The following is an 18,183-nucleotide window of genomic DNA, read 5'->3' on the forward strand; positions in this document are numbered from 1 at the left end:
CGGCCCCCCTCACGCTACTTCTTCGGCGGGACGACCTGGACGATGGCGCCCAGGTTGCCCGGCAGCGGGCTGATCAGCTTGAACTGCACGCCCAGCGCCTTGCCCTCGTCGCCGGGGTTGCCCGAGCCGGCGACGTGGCCGTTGCCGAGGTCGGTGCCGTACAGCTCGGTGGCGGGGGTGCCGTCCAGGTGCACCACGCGGGTGCTGTACGGCTGGTCGCCCTTGCTCGGCACCACCGTGGAGGCGTCGAAGTCACGGTAGTAGAGCGAGCCGTTCTGCAGCTCGAAGCCCGGAACCCAGGTCTTCGCGTCGGTGAAGTTCGGCACGCCCTTGAGCGCGGGGACGTTGGTGCAGTACTCGCTGAACGGCTCGTCCGGCGCCTCCAGGCACTCCTTCAGCGGGTAGGTCTTGTTGAAGGAGAACGCCGCGTTCGAGGACTGCGTACGGCCCTCCAGGTTCTTGTGCCTGGACGGGTCCTTCTCGGCGGCGGTGCCGGTGCGGCGCAGCGGGTCGTAGTGCGAGTCCACGACCAGCAGGCTGCCCTTGGAGCCGATGCTCGGCGGCAGGGTCAGGTTGTTGACCACCGAGTTGTTGGTGAAGGTCGAGTCGCGGTACCAGACCAGCAGGCCGGGCGCGTTGTACTTGACCTTCTCGACCTTCCACGCCCCGTCGCGGGAGTAGTTGGTGTCGTAGGCGTACTGCAGGCCCTTGTCGAAGCCGTCGAAGTTGCGCCACTCGGCGAGGTAGAAGCGGGAGATCTCGCGCGAGCCGTTGTTGATGGTCCAGCCCTGGCCGCTGGTGTTGGTGAACGTGCCGCCGGTGGCCTTCCAGCCGTTCTCGCCGTTCTCGACGTCGTCGCTCCAGACGGCGGTGCCGCCGTTGGTGAGCGAGAAGTCGTCGGCGTGCCAGCCGCGCGGCTCGAAGGCGGCGTCGGTGTTGTAGGTCAGGCGCAGCTTGATCGACTGCCCGGCGTACGGCGTCAGGTTGACGTAGTCGTGCCGCCACTGGCCGCCGGTGTCACCGGTGAGCCCGTACTTCTTGTTGCCGAACGTCTTGAGGTTCTTGTTCGGGTCGGGGTAGCCGTCGGGGGTGGTGACCTCGGCGCCGGCCTCGTCGTAGACCTTGAGCTGGGTCCAGGTCTGGCCGCCGTCGGTGGAGACCTCCACGAAGCCGAAGTCCCAGTCCTGCTCGATCTCGTAGTTGTTCCACATCCAGAACCGCACGTCGGAGCCCGCGGGCACCGGGACGTCGCGGGTCAGGGTCTGGTTGGCCCAGTCCTGGTCCAGGTTGGACCACCAGGCCTTCGTGCCGCTGTGCGGGTCGATCATCTTCAGCGGCGTGGAGGCCAGGTTCACCCGGACGCCGTCCTCGGTGAGCTTGGGCGTGCGCGAGGACTGCCCGACCGTGACGAGCCTGGAGGCGTCACCCGGGTTGAACGTCTTCGGGTTGGCCCAGCCGAGCACCCACTTGTCCCACAGGCCCATGTGCGTGGGCATGGACTGGAAGATGGGGCCGGAGTGGGAGCCGCTGGACATCAGGTCCCAGAAGTCCACCGCGGAGCTGGCCTGGCCGCTGGTGTCGTACAGGTCGGGCAGGCCCAGGTCATGGCCGTACTCGTGGGCGAAGACGCCGACGCCGGAGTCCTCGGGCTGCACGATGTAGTTGGAGATCTTCTTGTCGCTGCCGGGGATCTTGTAGCCGCCCGCGACCGCGCTGGAGTGCGCCCAGATGGCGTAGGTGCCCTCGGCGCCGCCGTCGGAGGACTTGTCCTTGCCGGCGTGCACCATCACCAGGTGGTCGATGACGCCGTCGGGCTCGTCGAAGTTGCCGTCGCCGTCGGAGTCGGCCACGTCCTCCTGGTCGTAGTCGGCCCACGGGAAGTTGGGCTGGGCCGCGGCCAGGGCGTTGACCGTGTCGATGGCGAGCTGGCCCGCGCCGGTCGGGTTGCTGGGGTGACCCGACATGTCCTGCGGCTGGCCGCCACAGGCCGCGGCGCCGTAGTACGCCTCGGAGTGGGGTGCCTTGATCCAGCCGACCGCCGAGCCGGTGACGGAGTAGGCGCCCTTGGACAGCTCCTCGTACATCTTCTTCATCGTGAAGCCGGAGATGTCGATGCCGGGCTTGCCGTCGCGCGGGTCCTTGAGGTCCTTGCGCACGCGCTCGGTGATGCCCTTGTCGCTGTAGAGCATCTTGTTGAAGTGGTCGGTGCTGAAGTCCTTGAGCCAGAAGGAGTTGTTGTCCTTCTGCGGCAGCGTCGCCGGGTCGGGAATCTTGTTGTGCAGCGGGCCGTTCTTGAGCGTGCCCGGCGGCTCGACCACGCAGTCGTCCGGCGGGCTGTCGGTCGTGCGCAGCCGGTTGAAGCCGGAGAAGTCGTCGTTCGCCTGCTCGTTGAACTCGACCAGGACGGTGAGGAGCTTGGCGGTCTTGACCTGCTTGGAGTTCTTGAAGATCCACTCAGCCGGGTTGCGGCCGGTCCTGATCGCCTGGTTCTCGCGGGCGGCGAGGACGCGGGCCGCGGCGGGGTTCCCGCTGACGAACTTCCTGTCGAACTTCTCCGCCGGTGAGAGCGAACGGGCCTTGCCCTTGTTCAGGCCGGGTTCCTGCGGCTCCTTCTCGACCCGCGGGGGAGCGTAGTTGATGTAGTAGTCCGCCGCCGTTGGCTGGTAGCTGGCCACTGACGTGGCCTGGGCCGCCGGGACGGTCAGCGCGGCGCCGAGGAGGGCGACCGCCGGGAACGCGACTAACAGGCGCTTTGAGCTTGGCACCAGGTACCCTCTCTGCCCGGGGTCGCCGGGCGCATGGCCATAGGGTGTGCAATGCCGGACGCTAGAGGGTGGATAAACGGGTCGTAAAGTACGTTGTTGAAACGTGATCAAACCACGACATTTTGACCAACAGAATTGCCGCGGCGGCGTCGCCCGCAATGGTCCCGCATAAACCGAACAACGCGATCTTGAAACGCCGGACCGGCCGGCAGGTCAGTCGGCGGCGAGCACCGGCGGCGGCTGCTCGGGGCCGGGGTCCGGCTCCCCGGGGCCGGGGTCCGGCTCCACGGCGGGCGTCGCGTCCTCGTGCGGGTAGTGCAGGTCGAACGCGGGCCGCTCGGAGCGGATCGGCGGCATGCTGGTGAAGTTGTGCCGCGGCGGCGGGCACGAGGTCGCCCATTCCAGCGAGTTGCCGTATCCCCAGGGGTCGTCGAGCGTGACCCTGGGCGCGTGCCTGGCCGTCCGGTACACGTTGTAGAGGAACGGCAGCGTCGAGGCGCCGAGCAGGAACGCCCCCGCCGAGGAGATCTCGTTGAGCGCGGTGAAGCCGTCGGCCGCGCTGTAGTCGGCGTACCGGCGCGGCATGCCGAGCTGGCCCAGCCAGTGCTGGACGAGGAACGTGGTGTGGAAGCCGATGAACAACGTCCAGAAGTGCACCTTGCCGAGCCGGTCGTCCAGCATCTTGCCGGTCATCTTCGGCCACCAGAAGTAGAAGCCGGCGAACATGGCGAACACGACCGTGCCGAAGACCACGTAGTGGAAGTGCGCGACGACGAAGTAGGTGTCGCTGATCTGGAAGTCCAGCGGCGGCGAGGCCAGGATGACGCCGGTCAGCCCGCCGATCAGGAACGTGACCAGGAACCCCACCGCGAACAACATCGGCGTCTCGAACGACAGATGGCCGCGCCACATCGTGCCGATCCAGTTGAAGAACTTCACCCCCGTCGGCACCGCGATGAGGAACGTCATGAACGAGAAGAACGGCAGCAGCACCTGCCCGGTCGCGAACATGTGGTGCGCCCACACGGTCATCGACAGCCCGGCGATGGCGATGGTGGCCCCGATCAGGCTCATGTAGCCGAAGATCGGCTTGCGGCTGAACACCGGGATCACCTCGGTGACGATCCCGAAGAACGGCAGCGCGATGATGTAGACCTCGGGATGGCCGAAGAACCAGAACAGGTGCTGCCACAGCAGCGGCCCGCCGTTCGCGCCGTCGAAGACGTGCGTGCCGAGCTTGCGGTCCGACTCCAGCACCAGCAGCGCGGCGGCCAGCACGGGGAAGGCCATCAGCACGAGCATGCTGGTCAGCAGCACGTTCCAGGTGAAGATGGGCAGGCGGAACATGGTCATGCCCGGGGCCCGCATGCCGATGATCGTGGAGATGAAGTTGACCGCGCCGAGGATCGTGCCGAGGCCGGACATCACCAGGCCCATGATCCACAGGTCGCCGCCGACCTGCGGCGAGTGGACGGCCGACGACAGCGGCGTGTAGGCGAACCAGCCGAAGTCGGCGGCCCCGCCCGGGGTGAGGAAGCCCGCCAGCACCATCAGGCCGCCGAACAGGAACAGCCAGTACGCCACCGCGTTCAGCCGGGGGAAGGCCACGTCGGGCGCGCCGATCTGCAGCGGCATGACCACGTTGGCGAACCCGGCGAACAGCGGCGTGGCGAACAGCAGCAGCATCACCGTGCCGTGGATGGTGAACAGCTGGTTGTACTGCTGCTGGCTGACCACCTGCATGCCGGGCTGCGCCAGCTCCGCCCTGATCAGCATGGCCATGACGCCCGCGACGAGGAAGAAGCCGAAGGAGGTGATCAGGTAGAGGTACCCGATGACCTTGTGGTCGGTCGTCGAGAGCCAGGAGGCGATGACGGTCCCGGTACGGCGGCGCCTGACCTGCTCGATCGAGGTGTCCCGAACAGTCGTCACGGCTGCTCCCTCCTTCGCGGAGTTGTGCCTGCCCCGATGTCCTCCATTCCACTCCGGCGATCGCCGGACGGGAAGCGCTTCTTTAGAACGTCTTTGAACCGGTGTCCCACATGCCGGGCGATTACCGGACCCCTGGGGGACTTCTTCTATCCTTTGGACCGAACCGACTCGGAGGAGAGATCTCGTGACCGCACAGAGTGACTACGCCGCCCTCGTCCAGCGGGGGCTCTCGCTCGACCTCACCCGGGGCAAGCCGTCACCGCGCCAGCTCGATCTCTCCGACGACATGCTCAAGCTGCCCACCTCCGTCAAGGCCGCCGACGGCACCGACGGCCGCAACTACGGCAACCTCCAGGGCCTGCCCGAGCTGCGCGAGATCTTCGCGCCGCTGGTGCAGGTGCCCGCCGGGCAGCTCGTCGTGGGCGGCAACTCCAGCCTGACGCTGATGCACGACACGATCGTGCACGCGCTGCTGTCGAAGGTGCCGGGGGCCGAGCGCCGCTGGGTCGAGGAGCCGGAGATCACGTTCCTGTGCCCGGTGCCCGGCTACGACCGGCACTTCACCATCTGCGAGCGGCTCGGCATCAAGATGACCGCCGTCCCGATGAACGCCGACGGCCCCGACATGGACGTCGTGGAGCGCCTGGTCGCCGCGGACCCGGCGGTCAAGGGCATCTGGTGCGTGCCGAAGTACAGCAACCCGTCCGGCGTCACCTACAGCGACGAGACCGTGCGCAGGCTGGCCGCCATGCCGACGGCGGCCCCCGACTTCCGGATCATGTGGGACAACGCCTACGCCGTCCACCACCTCACCGACACGCCGGACGAGCTGGCCGACCTGCTCGCGCTGGCGGCCGAGCACGGCAACCCCGACCGCGTGTTCGTCTACGCCTCCACCTCGAAGGTGACGTACGCGGGCTCGGGCGTGTCGTTCTTCGGCTCCTCGCCGGCGAACGTGGAGTGGTTCCTCGCCAACACCGCCAAGCAGTCCATCGGCCCCGACAAGCTCAACCAGCTCCGGCACGTGGAGTTCCTGCGCGACGCCGCGGGCGTGGCCGCGCACATGCGGCGGCACGCCGAGCTGATCGGCCCGAAGTTCGAACTGGTCGACAAGGTGCTGACCGAGCGGCTCGGCGACCTGGCCACCTGGACCAGCCCGCGCGGCGGCTACTTCGTCAGCCTGGAGGTGCCGCACGCCGCCGAGGTGGTGGCCAGGGCCAAGGCCGCGGGCATCGCGCTCACCCCGGCCGGCGCCACCCACCCCTACGGCCAGGACCCGGCCGACCGCACGATCCGCATCGCCCCCACCTTCCCCGAGCTGGAGGAGCTGGAGCAGGCCATCGACGGCCTGGCCGTGTGCGTCCGCCTGGTGGCGGAGGAGCGCGGCTAGATCGCCCGGCCCCGGAAGCCGAAGATGTACTCGCGCGTCTCGCCCGGATGGAACGAGACGCCGACCCCCGGCTCGAACGCGACGTTGTCGCGGGCGCAGTAGTACAGCCGTTCCCACACGGCCAGCGCCTTCTCCCGGGCCGGGGCCTCGGCGTGGTCGCGCCTGCGGGCGCCGCGCGCGCCGAGCACGAACAGCAGCCCGAGCCCCCAGAACAGCCCCGTGAGGCAGAACGGCGCGAGCAGCACCTCGCTCCACTGCGAGTCCTTGCCCATCGCGATCACCAGCGACACGACGAGGTGCACCAGGGCCGCCACGCCGAGCATGATCCACCCCTGGTTCCTGGCCCAGGGCGTGTAGTGGCGGCTGGGGAACGACATCCACACCGCGAGCTGCGTACGGCTCATGACGTGCTTCGACGCGCCCATCGACGGCGCGGTCGGCAGGTCGGCGACCTCGCGCTGGCTGGGCAGTCTGACCCTTCCGATCCGGTATGTCGTCCCCGCGGCGACCGCGCCCGGAACCGAGACGAGCTGGTCAGCCTGCGTACATACCGGGCACCTGACTTCCACCCAGGGCAGTCTGGCCTTAAGGAACGGTCCGCGCAAACCGTAGGGTTCAGGTGTGAGACCGATTGATGCCCTGGTGAACTCGCTGTCCGAAGCTCGCGTGCTGACCGACCCGGACGTGATCGACTCCTACGCCCGCGACCGCACGTTCGTCGAGCCGGGCAAGCCGCTCGGCGTGGTGCTGGCCGCCTCCCGCGAGGACGTGGTGACGACCCTGCGGTGGGCCACCGAGCACCGGGTGCCGGTCGTGCCGCGCGGCGCCGGCACGGGCCTGGCGGGCGCGGCCACGGCCGGCGACGGGACGATCGTGTTGTCGCTGGCCAGGATGACGGCCATCAGGGAGCTCTCGCCCGCCGACGAGATCGCCGTGGTGGAGCCGGGGGTCATCACCGCCGACCTCGACCGCGCCGCCCGCGAGCACGGGCTCATGTACGCGCCGGACCCCTCGTCGTACGAGATCTCCACGATCGGCGGGAACCTGGCCACCAACGCCGGCGGCCTGCGCTGCGTGAAGTACGGCGTCACCAGGGACGCCACGCTCGGCCTGGAGGTCGTGCTGGCCGACGGGCGGATCCTGAACACCGGCCGGCGCACGATGAAGGGCGTCACCAGCTACGACCTGACCGGGCTGTTCGTCGGCTCGGAGGGCACGCTGGGCGTGATCACCGCGGCCACCGTGCGGCTGCGGCGGGCGCCGGCCGCGCCGCCGGCCACGTTCGCCGCCGAGTTCGGCTCGCTGCGCGAGGCGGGCGCGGCCGTGTCGGCGATCATGGCCGCGGGCTGCCAGCCCTCGCTGATGGAGCTGCTGGACCGCGCCACGCTGGAGGCCATCGACGACTGGCGCAACATCGGGCTCGAACCGGCCACGCAGGCCATGCTGATCGGCCAGTCCGACGCCGCCGACGGCCAGGCGGTGGCCGCCCGCATGGAACGGCTCTGCCTGGACAACGGCGCCTCGTTCGTGGCCCTCTCCACCAGCCCCCAGGAGACCGAGGAGCTGGTCGGGCTGCGCAGGATGGCCTACCAGGCCAAGGAGCGGCTGGGGGCGTGCCTGGTCGAGGACGTGTGCGTGCCGCGCTCGGCGCTGCCCGAGATGATCACCGCGATCGAGGCGGCGGCGGCCCGGCACGGCGTGCGGATCTGCACGGTGGCCCACGCCGGCGACGGCAACCTGCACCCGGTCTTCATCTTCGAGCACGGCACGGCCGAGCCGCCCGCGCAGGTGTGGGCCGCGGCCGACGAGGTGTTCCGGCACGCGCTCTCCCTCGGCGGCACGCTGACCGGCGAGCACGGCGTGGGCGTGCTCAAGCGGCGCTGGCTGGGGCTGGAGTCCGGGCCGGTGGCGGCCGAAATGCAGCAGGGCATCAAGGCGGTCTTCGACCCGCTGGGCATCATGAACCCGGGCAAGGCCATCTGAATTTGCCAAGCCGTGACCTTGGGCTCCGGCGCGGACACGACCTGCGACGAAACACTGACATGTCCCGTCAAAAGGCGAAACTTACTTACAGGTCCGGCAGACGTCCCACATGTCACGCTGGTAGCGTTTTGCCCCATCTATTGGTTGTCATGGGGGTCCGACGTGAATCAGTTCCAGCCGTTGGCGGCGGACGACCCGCGGCGGCTGGGGGCGTACGACATCGTCGCCCGGCTCGGCGAGGGTGGTCAAGGCGTCGTCTATCTGGGCAAGAGCGACTCAGGTGACCAGGTCGCGGTCAAGCTGCTGCACAACGCCCTCGTGGCCGACGCCGACGCGCGGACCAGGTTCCTGCGCGAGGTGGCGGTGGCGCAGCGGGTCGCCCGGTTCTGCACCGCGCCCGTCCTCCACGCCGACCTCGACGGGAGCCGCCCGTACATCGTGAGCGAGTACGTGCCCGGCCCCTCGCTGCGCGAGCTCGTCATCAACGAGGGCCCGCGGCGGGGCGCGGCGCTGGAACGGCTCGCGATCAGCACGGCCACCGCGCTGGCGGCCATCCACCGGGCCGGGATCCTGCACCGCGACTTCAAGCCCGCGAACGTGCTCATGGGCCCCGAGGGGCCGGTCGTGATCGACTTCGGCATCGCCCGCGCGCTGGACTCCCCCGGCGCGACGGCCACGGGGATGGCGATGGGGACGCCGTCCTACCTGGCGCCGGAGCAGCTCAGCGGGGCCGCCGTGTCGGAGGCCGCCGACGTCTTCGCGTGGGGCGTCACGATGGTGTACGCAGCCACCGGCAAGCCCGCGTTCGGGGCCGACTCGATCCCCGTGGTGATGAACCGCATCCTGAACGAGGAGCCGCAGCTCGGCGGGATGGAGGGCGAGCTCGCCGCGCTGGTGGGCCTGTGCCTGTCGAAGGACCCGGCGCAGCGGCCGAGCGCCGACGAGCTGATCGTCCGGCTCACGGGGCAGCCCGCGCCCAAGGCCGCCGTCGAGCCGGTCACCGGCGCGACCGCCACCCCGGCCGTGCCCCATCTGGCCGGGCCGGTGAACGGCCCCTCCGGGGCGGCGCAGGACGCCTACCCCGGTCCCTGGACCCAGCCGACCGGCGCCAACGCCGTGCCCCGGCAGCCCGGCCCCGACAACCGTCCCGCCCCCGGCCTCCCCCAGGGACCGGCGGGCGGCCACCAGGGCGCGGCGGGCCCTCAGGGTGCGGCGGGCGGCCCTCAGGGCCTCCCGACCGGCCAGGGCGCGCCGGGCGGCCCCCACGCGGCCGCCATGCCCGGCGCCGCCCAGGGCGGCCCCCACCCGGGCGTCCCGCAGGCCGGCGTTCCCGGCGGCCCGCACACGCCGGGCGGGCCCCAGACGGGCGCTCCCCATGGCGGCGCCCCCGCCGGCACGCCCGGCGGCCTCCAGAGCGGCGTTCCCGGTGGGCCTCAGGGCGGGGTTCCCGGCGGTCCCCAGGCGGGTGGCATGGGTGCACCGGGCGCGCAGGGCGCGGGGCCGCACGGGCACCCGCACGGCGGCATGCCGGGCACTGCTCAGGCAGGACATCCCGCCGGCCCCCAGGCGGGGCACCCTGGCACCCCTCAGGCGGGGCACGCCGGTGGACCTCAGGCGGGGCACGCCGGCGGCCCCCAGGCGGCGAACGCGGGGGCGACCAGGGTCGGCGGTCCCGGTGGTCCCGGCGGTCCGCAGGGCGGGTCCCCCGGCGCGTCGTCCGGTGAGGCGTCCGGCAAGGCGCCGGACAAGCAGCGCCGGACGCTGACGCTCGCGCTCTCCGGCGCGGCCGCCGCCGCGCTGCTGGTGGTGGCCGGCGCCGTCGTGGTGCAGGCCAACAGCGACAAGGTCGCCGTGAACACCACCGGCAACTCCTCCCAGAACCCCGCGGGCGACGGACAGGCCGGGCAGCCCGAGCCGCCGGTCGCCGAGGTGACCCCGGACCCGATCCTCACGGCGGAGACCGGCGAGCCCGTCCCCACGCTGGACGTCGGCCAGGCCGAGCCGCCCAAGAAGGTCAAGCACACCAAGGAACCGGTCATCACGGTGCCGCACCCGGTGACGACCGTGCCGACGACCCGTCCGGCCACCAAGAGCCCCACGCCCAAGGCCACCCCCACCAAGAAGAAGAAGCCGACCGGGCTGATCAACGGCGAGGAGCAGCCGACGGCGCCCCCGACCGCCGGCCCCACGACGACGGTCCCGGCCAAGAGGCCGGCGGCGAGCAGGCCCTCCCCCAAGCCGAACACCTACAACGTGGTGACCGTCTGCGGCTCCGGCTACAAGGTGATCGACAAGCACGCGCTGGGCGCCTCGGCCACGATCTACCTGCTCTACAACACCGGCGCGGGCAAGAACTGCGTGGTCACGATGTCGAAGCTGGTCTATCCCGGCAAGGTCTCCATGAACGCCACCCTCCAGGTGCAGGGCGGCGCGAGCGGCGGCAACCCGGGCAAGTTCACCGCGTACGCGGGCCCGGTCCGGCTGGCGGCCGTGAAGAAGTGCGTGATCTGGGGCGGTTCGTGGAACTCGCTGAGCTGGAAGTCCGGCTGGAGCCACTGCACCTGACGTGACGGCGCGCGGCGGGAACCCCTTCCTTCCGCGCGCCCCGCTCGCTACGGTGACTGACGTGATCGTCAGATCCTTGACCCTGCGCGGCAAGCGCACGCGGGCCACGTTGCTCGCGGCCGGGCGTGAGGCGTTCGAGGAGCACGGGTATGACGCCGTGCGGATCGACGACGTGTGCGCGCGGGCCGGGGTCTCCCACGGCACCTTCTACACGTACTTCGACTCCAAGGAGTCGCTGTTCGGGGAGGTGGCGCAGACGGTGGTCGGCGAGATGTTCGCGGCGAGCGCGGTCGGCGACGCCGCCTCCGGCGACCCGTACGCCCGCATCGAGGCCGCCAACCGCCTCTACCTGCGGGCCTGGACGGCCAACTCGCGCCTGGTCCGCATGGTGGAGCACGCCGCCGACGCCGATCCCCGCTTCGGGCGGCTGGTGCTGGAGCTGCGCGAGGCGTTCGTCCGGCGCGGCGCCGACGGGCTGCGCCGGCTGCAGGAGCAGGGCCTGGCCGACCCCTCGCTCGACCCGCGGCTGACGGCCGTCATGCTGGGCGGCATGGTCGAGCACTTCGCCCACGTGTGGCTGGACCTCGGGGAGCGGGCCGGCGAGCAGGACGCCGTCGACCACCTGACCCGGCTGTGGGCGCGGGCCATCGGGCTGACGTCCACGTCGACTTCGCGACAGGAGGCCCCGTGATCAGGAGCCGGCTCGATCCGCGCGACGCCGAGCACCTGGCCCGGCGCGCGGCCATGCTCGCCAAGCTGGCCGAGCTCGACGCCGAGCACGCCAAGGCGGTGGCCGGCGGCGGCGAGAAGTACGTCGAGCGCCACCGCCGGCGCGGCAAGCTGCTCGCCAGGGAGCGCGTCGAGCTGCTGATCGACCCCGATTCGCCGTTCCTGGAGCTGTCGCCGCTGGCCGCGTGGGGCAGCGAGTTCCAGGTGGGCGCGGGCATGGTGACCGGCATCGGGGTGATCGAGGGCGTCGAGTGCGTGATCACCGCGAACGACCCCACGGTCAGGGGCGGCGCGTCCAACCCGTGGACGCTGCGCAAGTCGCTGCGCGCGGCCGACATCGCGCTGGCCAACCGGCTGCCGTACGTCAACCTGGTGGAGAGCGGCGGCGCCGACCTGCCGACGCAGAAGGAGATCTTCATCCCGGGCGGCCGGATCTTCCGCGACCTGACGCGGCTGTCAGCGGCGGGCGTCCCGACGGTGGCGCTGGTCTTCGGCAACTCCACGGCCGGCGGCGCGTACGTGCCGGGCATGAGCGACTACGTGGTGATGGTCCGCGACCGCGCCAAGGTGTTCCTGGGCGGGCCGCCGCTGGTGCGGATGGCCACCGGCGAGGAGTCCGACGACGAGTCGCTGGGCGGCGCCGAGATGCACGCCAGGACCAGCGGGCTGGCCGACTACCTGGCCGAGGACGAGCACGACGCGCTGCGCATCGGCCGCGCCGTCGTGCGCTCGCTCAACTGGCGCAAGCAGGGCGTGGCGCCGCTGCCCGCCCGCGAGCCCGCCTACCCGGCCGACGAGCTGCTGGGGATCGTCCCGGAGGACCTGAAGATCCCCTTCGACCCGCGCGAGGTGCTCGCCCGCGTGGTCGACGGCAGCGAGTTCGAGGAGTTCAAGCCCCTGTACGGCCCCTCGCTGGTCACCGGCTGGGCGCGCGTCCACGGTTACCCGGTGGGCGTGCTGGCCAACGCGCGCGGGGTGCTGTTCAGCCAGGAGTCGCAGAAGGCCACCCAGTTCATCCAGCTCGCGAACCAGTCGCGCACGCCGCTGCTGTTCCTGCAGAACACCACCGGCTACATGGTGGGCAAGGACTACGAGCAGGGCGGCATCATCAAGCACGGCGCCATGATGATCAACGCCGTGTCGAACTCGACCGTGCCGCACCTGACCGTCGTCATGGGCGCCTCCTACGGCGCCGGCAACTACGGCATGTGCGGGCGCGCCTACGACCCCCGCTTCCTGTTCAGCTGGCCCAGCGCCAAGTCGGCGGTGATGGGCCCGGCCCAGCTCGCCGGGGTGCTGTCGATCGTCGGCCGGGCCGCGGCGCAGGCCAGGGGGCAGGTCTACGACGAGGAGGCGGACGCGGCGATGCGTGCCATGGTGGAGTCCCAGATCGAGGCGGAGTCGTTGCCGTTCTTCCTGTCGGGGCGGCTCTACGACGACGGGGTGATCGACCCGCGCGACACCCGTACGGTGCTGGGCATGTGCCTGTCGGCGATCAACAGCGCGCCGGTGCCGCCCGCGGCGGGGTTCGGGGTGTTCCGCCCGTGATCACTCGTCTGCTGGTGGCCAACCGGGGCGAGATCGCCCGCCGGGTCTTCCGCACCTGCCGCTCGCTGGGCGTCTCGACGGTCGCCGTCTTCTCCGACGCCGACTCCGGCGCGCCGCACGCCCGCGAGGCCGACCTCGCCGTCCGCCTGCCGGGGTCCCATCCGGCCGAGACCTACCTGGCGGCCGACCGGATCATCGAGGCGTGCCGGGCCTCCGGCGCCGACGCGGTGCACCCGGGCTACGGGTTCCTGTCGGAGAACGCCGCGTTCGCGCGGGCCGTGCTGGACGCCGGGCTCACGTGGGTGGGGCCGCCGCCGGAGGCGATCGAGGCGATGGGCTCGAAGATCGCGGCGAAGCGGCTGATGACCGAGGCCGGGGTGCCGGTGCTGCCCTCGCTCGACCTGGCCGCGCCGGGCGAGTTCCCGCTGCTGGTGAAGGCGTCCGCGGGCGGGGGCGGGCGCGGCATGCGGATCGTCCGGCACGCCGGTGAGCTGGCGGCCGAGGTGGAGTCGGCGCGGCGGGAGGCCGAGGCGGCCTTCGGCGACGGCGCCGTGTTCGCCGAGCCGCTGCTGGAGGCCGCCCGGCACATCGAGGTGCAGGTGCTGGCCGACGGGCACGGCACGGTGTGGGCGTTGGGCGAGCGGGAGTGCAGCGTCCAGCGCAGGCACCAGAAGGTCGTCGAGGAGTGCCCGTCGCCGGGGATCTCGGAGCGCACCCGCGAGCTGTTGTGCGCGGCGGCCGTGCGCGCGGCCCGCCGGATCGGCTACGTCGGGGCCGGCACGGTGGAGTTCCTGGTCAAGGGCGAGCGGGTGGCGTTCCTGGAGATGAACACCCGGCTCCAGGTCGAGCATCCGGTCACCGAGCTGGTGTTCGGCGTCGACCTCGTCCGGCTGCAGCTGGAGGTGGCCGAGGGCGCGGCGCTGCCGCCTGAGCCGCCCGCGCCGCGCGGCCACGCGATCGAGGCGCGGCTGTACGCCGAGGACGCCGCCTACGTGCCCCAGACCGGCGTGCTGCGCCGGTTCGAGGTGCCGGGTGACGTCCGGGTCGACTCGGGCGTCGAGTCCGGGTCGCAGGTGTCGCCGCACTACGACGCGATGCTGGCCAAGATCGTCGCGTACGGCGCGACGCGGGCGGAGGCGGCGCGGAAGCTGGCCGCGTCCCTGCGCGGGGCCCGGCTGCACGGCCTGACCACCAACCGCGACCTGCTGCTGGACGTCGTGACCAGCCCGGCATTCCGCGCAGGTGAGACGAACACCGCCTTTCTTTCCCCCGGCGGCCCGCTGTCGCCGCCGTCGTCCCCGTCGTCCGGGGACGACGCCCTGCCGGCGCTGGCCGCCGCGCTCGCCATGGCCGCCGCGCACCGGCGGGACGCGCCCGTCCTGGCCGGGCTGCCCGGCGGCTGGCGCAACGTGCGCTCGCAGCCCGCCCGCGCCCGGTTCGAGGAGGCCGACGTCGTCTACGACCCGATGCCGGCGGGCGTCACGGTGGTCTCCGCGCGGCCGGAGGAGGTGGTCCTGGAACGCGACGGGCTGCGGCGCACGTTCCAGGTCGCCCGGTACGACGGCGACGAGCGCGTCTACGTCGACTCCCCCATGGGCGCGGCCGTGCTGACGCCGGTGCCGCGCCTGCCCGAGCCGGTCGAGCACGTCGCCCCGGGCTCGCTGCTCGCGCCCATGCCGGGCAGCGTGCTGCGGGTCGAGGTGGCCGAGGGCGACACGGTGGCCCGAGGCCAGCCGGTCCTGGTGCTGGAGGCGATGAAGATGGAGCATCGCATCGCCGCCCCGGCGGGCGGCGTGGTGTCGGACGTACGCGTCGAGAAGGGACAGCAGGTCGAAGCCGGGGCCGTGCTGGCGATCATCCAGGAGGAGACCACATGACGAGCCTGGTGCACAGGGAGCTGGCGGACGGCGTGGCCACCGTCACGCTCGACTCGCCGGCCAACCGCAACGCGTTGTCCAGGCGGCTGCTGGCCGAGCTGGCCGAGCACCTGCGCTGGGCGCTGGCCGAGCCGGGGGCCCGGGTGATCGTGCTGACCGGCACGGGCCGGGTGTTCTGCTCGGGCGCCGACCTGAAGGAGCAGCGCGGCGACGCGGACGCGCCGGTGACGGCGTCCTTCCCGGAGATCATGACGCTGCTCTGGGAGAGCCCGAAGCCGGTGATCTGCCGCCTGAACGGCACGGCCCGCGCGGGCGGCCTCGGCCTGGTCGCCGCGTGCGACTTCGCCATCGCGCCGGACACGGCGTCGTTCGCGTTCACCGAGGTGCGGCTCGGGGTGGTGCCCGCGATGATCTCGGTGCCCGTGCTGCGCAGGCTCGACCCGCGGGCGGCGGCCGAGTACTTCCTGACCGGCGAGGTGTTCGACGCCGCTACGGCGGCCCGCATCGGCCTGCTGACCAGGGCCGTCCCGGAGGACGAGCTCGACGCGACCGTACGGCACTACGCGGGGATGCTGGCCAGGGGCGGCCCCGAGGCGCTGGCCATCACCAAGCGGCTGGTGCGGGAGGTGCCGGCGGTCTCGTTCGAGGAGGGGCTGCGGCGGATGAGCGAGCTGTCGGCCGAGCGGTTCACCTCGGCGGAGGGTCAGGAGGGCATCGCGGCGTTCATGGACAAGCGTCCGCCCAAGTGGGTGCCGTGATGGCGCTGCGCGTCGCGAACTGCAGCGGGTTCTACGGCGACCGGCTCTCGGCGGCCAGGGAGATGGTCGAGGGCGGCCCGATCGACGTGCTCACCGGCGACTGGCTGGCCGAGCTGACCATGCTCATCCTGGCCGGCAACCGGCTCAAGGGCCGTCCCGGCTACGCACCGACGTTCCTGCGCCAGCTGGAGGACGTGCTCGGCCCGTGCCTTGACCGCGGCATCAGGATCGTGACGAACGCGGGCGGCCTCGATCCGGCCGGGTGCGCCGAGGCCGTGCACGAGCTGGCCGCCCGGCTGGGCCTGTCCCCCAAGGTCGCCCACGTGACCGGCGACGACCTCATGGGCCGCCCGCTCGACCTGGTCCACGCCGACACCGGCGAGCGCGCGCCGGCCGCGCCGCTGACCGCGAACGCCTACCTCGGCGGCCGTCCCATCGCCGCCGCGCTGTCGGCCGGCGCGGACGTCGTGGTGACCGGCCGCGTGACGGACGCCGCCCTGGTCACCGGCCCCGGCATCTGGCGGTACGGGTGGGGCCCCGGCGACCTCGACCCGCTGGCCGGCTCGGTCGTGGCGGGCCACGTCATCGAGTGCGGATGCCAGGCCACGGGCGGCAACTACGCCTTCTTCCAGGACGTGCCCGACCTGGCCCACTGCGGCTTCCCCATCGCCGAGCTGCGCGCCGACGGCTCGGCGGTGATCACCAAGCATCCGGGCACGGGCGGCCTGGTCTCGGTCGGCACGGTCACCGCGCAGCTCGTCTACGAGCTGGGCGGCCCGCGCTACCTGGGCCCCGACGTGGTGGCCAGGTTCGACACGATCACGCTCTCCGACGACGGCCCCGACCGGGTGCTGATCTCCGGCACGCGGGGCGAGCCGCCGCCGGACACGCTCAAGGTCGCCGTCAACTACCCGGCCGGCTACCGCAACACGATGACGCTCGTCCTGACCGGCCTGGACGTCGAGGCCAAGGCGCGGGTGGCCGAGGAGGCCGTCTGGGCGCGGGTGCCGCGCGAGACCTTCGACCAGGTGGACGTGACGCTGACGGACGCGGGCCTGCTGCGGATCACCGTCATGGACGCCGACCGGCGCACGGCGGGCCGGGTCTTCTCCTCGGCCGTCGTGGAGACCGGCCTGTCCAGCTACCCGGGCTTCCACGGCCTCACCCCGCCCGGCGACGCCTCCCCGTACGGGGTGTACTGGCCGGTCCTGGTGCCGGCCTCGCAGGTAAGCCCGCGGGTCTTCCTGGACGGCGTGGAGCTGCCCGCCCAGGAGGAGCCTCCCGTCCCCCGGGGCGGGCCGGTCCCGGAGCCGCTCGCGCCGCCGGTCCCGGAGCCGCCCGAGCCGTCCGCGCCGCCGGTTCCGGCGCCGCCCGGCGGGCCTGCCGTGCGCGTGCCCCTGGGCCGGGTCGCGGGGGCGCGCTCCGGCGACAAGGGCGGCGACGCCAACCTCGGCGTCTGGGTCGCGACCGACGAGCAGTACGCCTGGCTGGCGGCCACCCTCACCGCCGACCGGCTCACGTCCCTGCTGCCGGAGCTGGCCGCCCACCGCGTCGAGCGGCACGAGCTGCCCAACATCAGGGCGCTCAACTTCGTCGTGCACGGGCTGCTGGGCAGGGGCGTGGCGGCCAGCCCGCGCCTGGATCCGCAGGCCAAGGCCCTGGGCGAGGAGCTACGCGCCCAGGTGGTCGACGTGCCCGCCGCCCTGCTCCCCCAGCGCCCGCAGGCCGAGCAGCCCGGCGCCTAGCAGGCCCGCGTCCACGCCGAGCGCCGACGCCCGTACCTCGGGCGCGGGGCGGAAGGCGAGCCGCGCGGCCAGCCGGGCGCGCAGCGGGATCAGCAGGGCGTCCCCGGCCAGCGACAGGCCGCCGCCGACGACGATCACCGCGGGGTCCAGCACCAGCGTGTACGTGGCCAGCGCCAGCGCCAGCGCCTCCACGGCCTCCGCCCACACGCGCGCGGCCGGCTCGTCCCCGGCGGCGGCCCGGCGGACGACGTCCTCGGCGGAGGTCTCGCCGGCGCGGGCGGCGACGGAGGCGGCCGAGGCGTAGGCGGACAGGCAGCCGCGCTGCCCGCACGGGCACGGCAGCCCGCCGGGACGCACCGGGATGTGCCCGATCTGCCCGGCCCAGCCGGCGGCGCCGCCGTACAGGGAACCGGTCAGGACGACGGCTCCCGCTATGCCGGTGCCGATGGGCAGGTAGAGGGCGTCGGGGGCCGCCGAGCCGTACGCGAGCTCCGCCTCGCCGGCCGAGCGCACGTCATGGCCGAGGGAGAGCGGGAGCGTCCCGTCGGTGAAGGCCGCCGCGGGCACGTCCCGCCAGCCGAACGCGGCCGAGAACACCGCCCGCCCGGACGCGACCAGGCCGGGCACGGCCAGGCCCACGGCCGCCGGGCGGAGCAGGGCGCCGGCGACGGTCCGCGGCGCGCTCAGGTCGGCGACGAAGGCGGAGATGGTCGCGATCACGCGGTCCGGCCCCTCGGTGCGGGGGGTGGGGCGGCGTTCCCGGTGGAGGATGCCGCCGTCCGGGGCGATCAATCCACCCTTGAGAGTCGTTCCACCCACATCAATGGCCACAACACACTTCATCCACCCATGTTCTCCCAGCAGCGGCCGTCATCGGCCCGGTCGTGGCCC

The 18,183-nt window shown here is 72.3% G+C and carries 12 protein-coding genes; 8 read left to right on the forward strand and 4 right to left on the reverse strand.

From position 1 onward, the window contains the following. Positions 1-14 precede the first annotated feature (14 nt). Entirely contained in the window at positions 15-2,765 is a 2,751-nt protein-coding gene (locus AB0J71_RS12305; RefSeq protein ID WP_364414057.1) for an immune inhibitor A domain-containing protein, read from the reverse strand. Positions 2,766-2,978: 213 nt separating this feature from the next. Then, positions 2,979-4,697, reverse strand: coding sequence for a cytochrome c oxidase subunit I (gene ctaD / locus AB0J71_RS12310; protein ID WP_364414059.1), 1,719 nt, complete (start codon positions 4,695-4,697; stop codon positions 2,979-2,981). 184 nt (positions 4,698-4,881) lie between these two features. Between ctaD and AB0J71_RS12315 the strand changes: the two genes are divergently transcribed. Next, a complete protein-coding gene (locus AB0J71_RS12315) occupies positions 4,882-6,087 on the forward strand; it encodes an aminotransferase class I/II-fold pyridoxal phosphate-dependent enzyme (RefSeq protein WP_364414061.1) in 1,206 nt (401 codons plus the stop codon). Here AB0J71_RS12315 and AB0J71_RS12320 read toward each other — a convergent pair. Continuing rightward, entirely contained in the window at positions 6,084-6,656 is a 573-nt protein-coding gene (locus AB0J71_RS12320) for a hypothetical protein (protein ID WP_352320236.1), read from the reverse strand. The two genes, AB0J71_RS12315 and AB0J71_RS12320, sit on opposite strands and share 4 nt — an antisense overlap. Positions 6,657-6,708: 52 nt before the next feature. Between AB0J71_RS12320 and AB0J71_RS12325 the strand changes: the two genes are divergently transcribed. The 7 genes from AB0J71_RS12325 to AB0J71_RS12355 all read left to right on the forward strand — a co-directional run bounded on the left by AB0J71_RS12325 (position 6,709) and on the right by AB0J71_RS12355 (position 17,292). After that, positions 6,709-8,070, forward strand: a complete 1,362-nt coding sequence (locus AB0J71_RS12325) for an FAD-linked oxidase C-terminal domain-containing protein (protein WP_364414063.1) — start codon at positions 6,709-6,711, stop codon at positions 8,068-8,070. 162 nt (positions 8,071-8,232) lie between these two features. Then, on the forward strand, positions 8,233-10,635 hold the full coding sequence (locus AB0J71_RS12330) for a protein kinase (protein ID WP_364414065.1): 2,403 nt from the start codon (positions 8,233-8,235) through the stop codon (positions 10,633-10,635). A gap of 61 nt (positions 10,636-10,696) precedes the next feature. Beyond that, positions 10,697-11,326, forward strand: coding sequence for a TetR/AcrR family transcriptional regulator (locus AB0J71_RS12335; protein ID WP_364414067.1), 630 nt, complete (start codon positions 10,697-10,699; stop codon positions 11,324-11,326). Between the two features lie 53 nt (positions 11,327-11,379). Next, the gene (locus tag AB0J71_RS12340) at positions 11,380-12,912 is read left to right on the forward strand and encodes an acyl-CoA carboxylase subunit beta (protein WP_352320329.1); all 1,533 of its coding nucleotides are present in this window, start codon (positions 11,380-11,382) and stop codon (positions 12,910-12,912) included. After that, the gene (locus AB0J71_RS12345; RefSeq protein WP_364414069.1) at positions 12,909-14,789 is read left to right on the forward strand and encodes a biotin carboxylase N-terminal domain-containing protein; all 1,881 of its coding nucleotides are present in this window, start codon (positions 12,909-12,911) and stop codon (positions 14,787-14,789) included. Before AB0J71_RS12340 ends, AB0J71_RS12345 begins: the two co-directional genes overlap by 4 nt. Beyond that, positions 14,786-15,547, forward strand: a complete 762-nt coding sequence (locus AB0J71_RS12350; RefSeq protein ID WP_352320246.1) for an enoyl-CoA hydratase-related protein — start codon at positions 14,786-14,788, stop codon at positions 15,545-15,547. The genes AB0J71_RS12345 and AB0J71_RS12350 overlap by 4 nt, the downstream gene beginning before the upstream one ends. Then, the gene (locus tag AB0J71_RS12355) at positions 15,547-17,292 is read left to right on the forward strand and encodes an acyclic terpene utilization AtuA family protein (RefSeq protein ID WP_364414226.1); all 1,746 of its coding nucleotides are present in this window, start codon (positions 15,547-15,549) and stop codon (positions 17,290-17,292) included. Before AB0J71_RS12350 ends, AB0J71_RS12355 begins: the two co-directional genes overlap by 1 nt. Here AB0J71_RS12355 and AB0J71_RS12360 read toward each other — a convergent pair. Beyond that, positions 17,218-18,084 (reverse strand): ROK family protein, encoded by an 867-nt coding sequence (locus AB0J71_RS12360; RefSeq protein ID WP_364414071.1) that lies wholly within the window; start codon positions 18,082-18,084, stop codon positions 17,218-17,220. The genes AB0J71_RS12355 and AB0J71_RS12360 overlap by 75 nt on opposite strands. Between the last annotated feature and the right edge of the window lie 99 nt (positions 18,085-18,183).

This window comes from Nonomuraea sp. NPDC049637 (assembly GCF_040675235.1).
Lineage (GTDB): Bacteria > Actinomycetota > Actinomycetes > Streptosporangiales > Streptosporangiaceae > Nonomuraea.

Coding starts and splice junctions, on each gene's coding strand:
- AB0J71_RS12340 (WP_352320329.1), top strand. CDS start 11,380: ATGCTCGCCAAGCTGGCCGAGCTCGACGCCGAGCACGCCAAGGCGGTG.
- AB0J71_RS12350 (WP_352320246.1), top strand. CDS start 14,786: ATGACGAGCCTGGTGCACAGGGAGCTGGCGGACGGCGTGGCCACCGTC.
- AB0J71_RS12355 (WP_364414226.1), top strand. CDS start 15,547: ATGGCGCTGCGCGTCGCGAACTGCAGCGGGTTCTACGGCGACCGGCTC.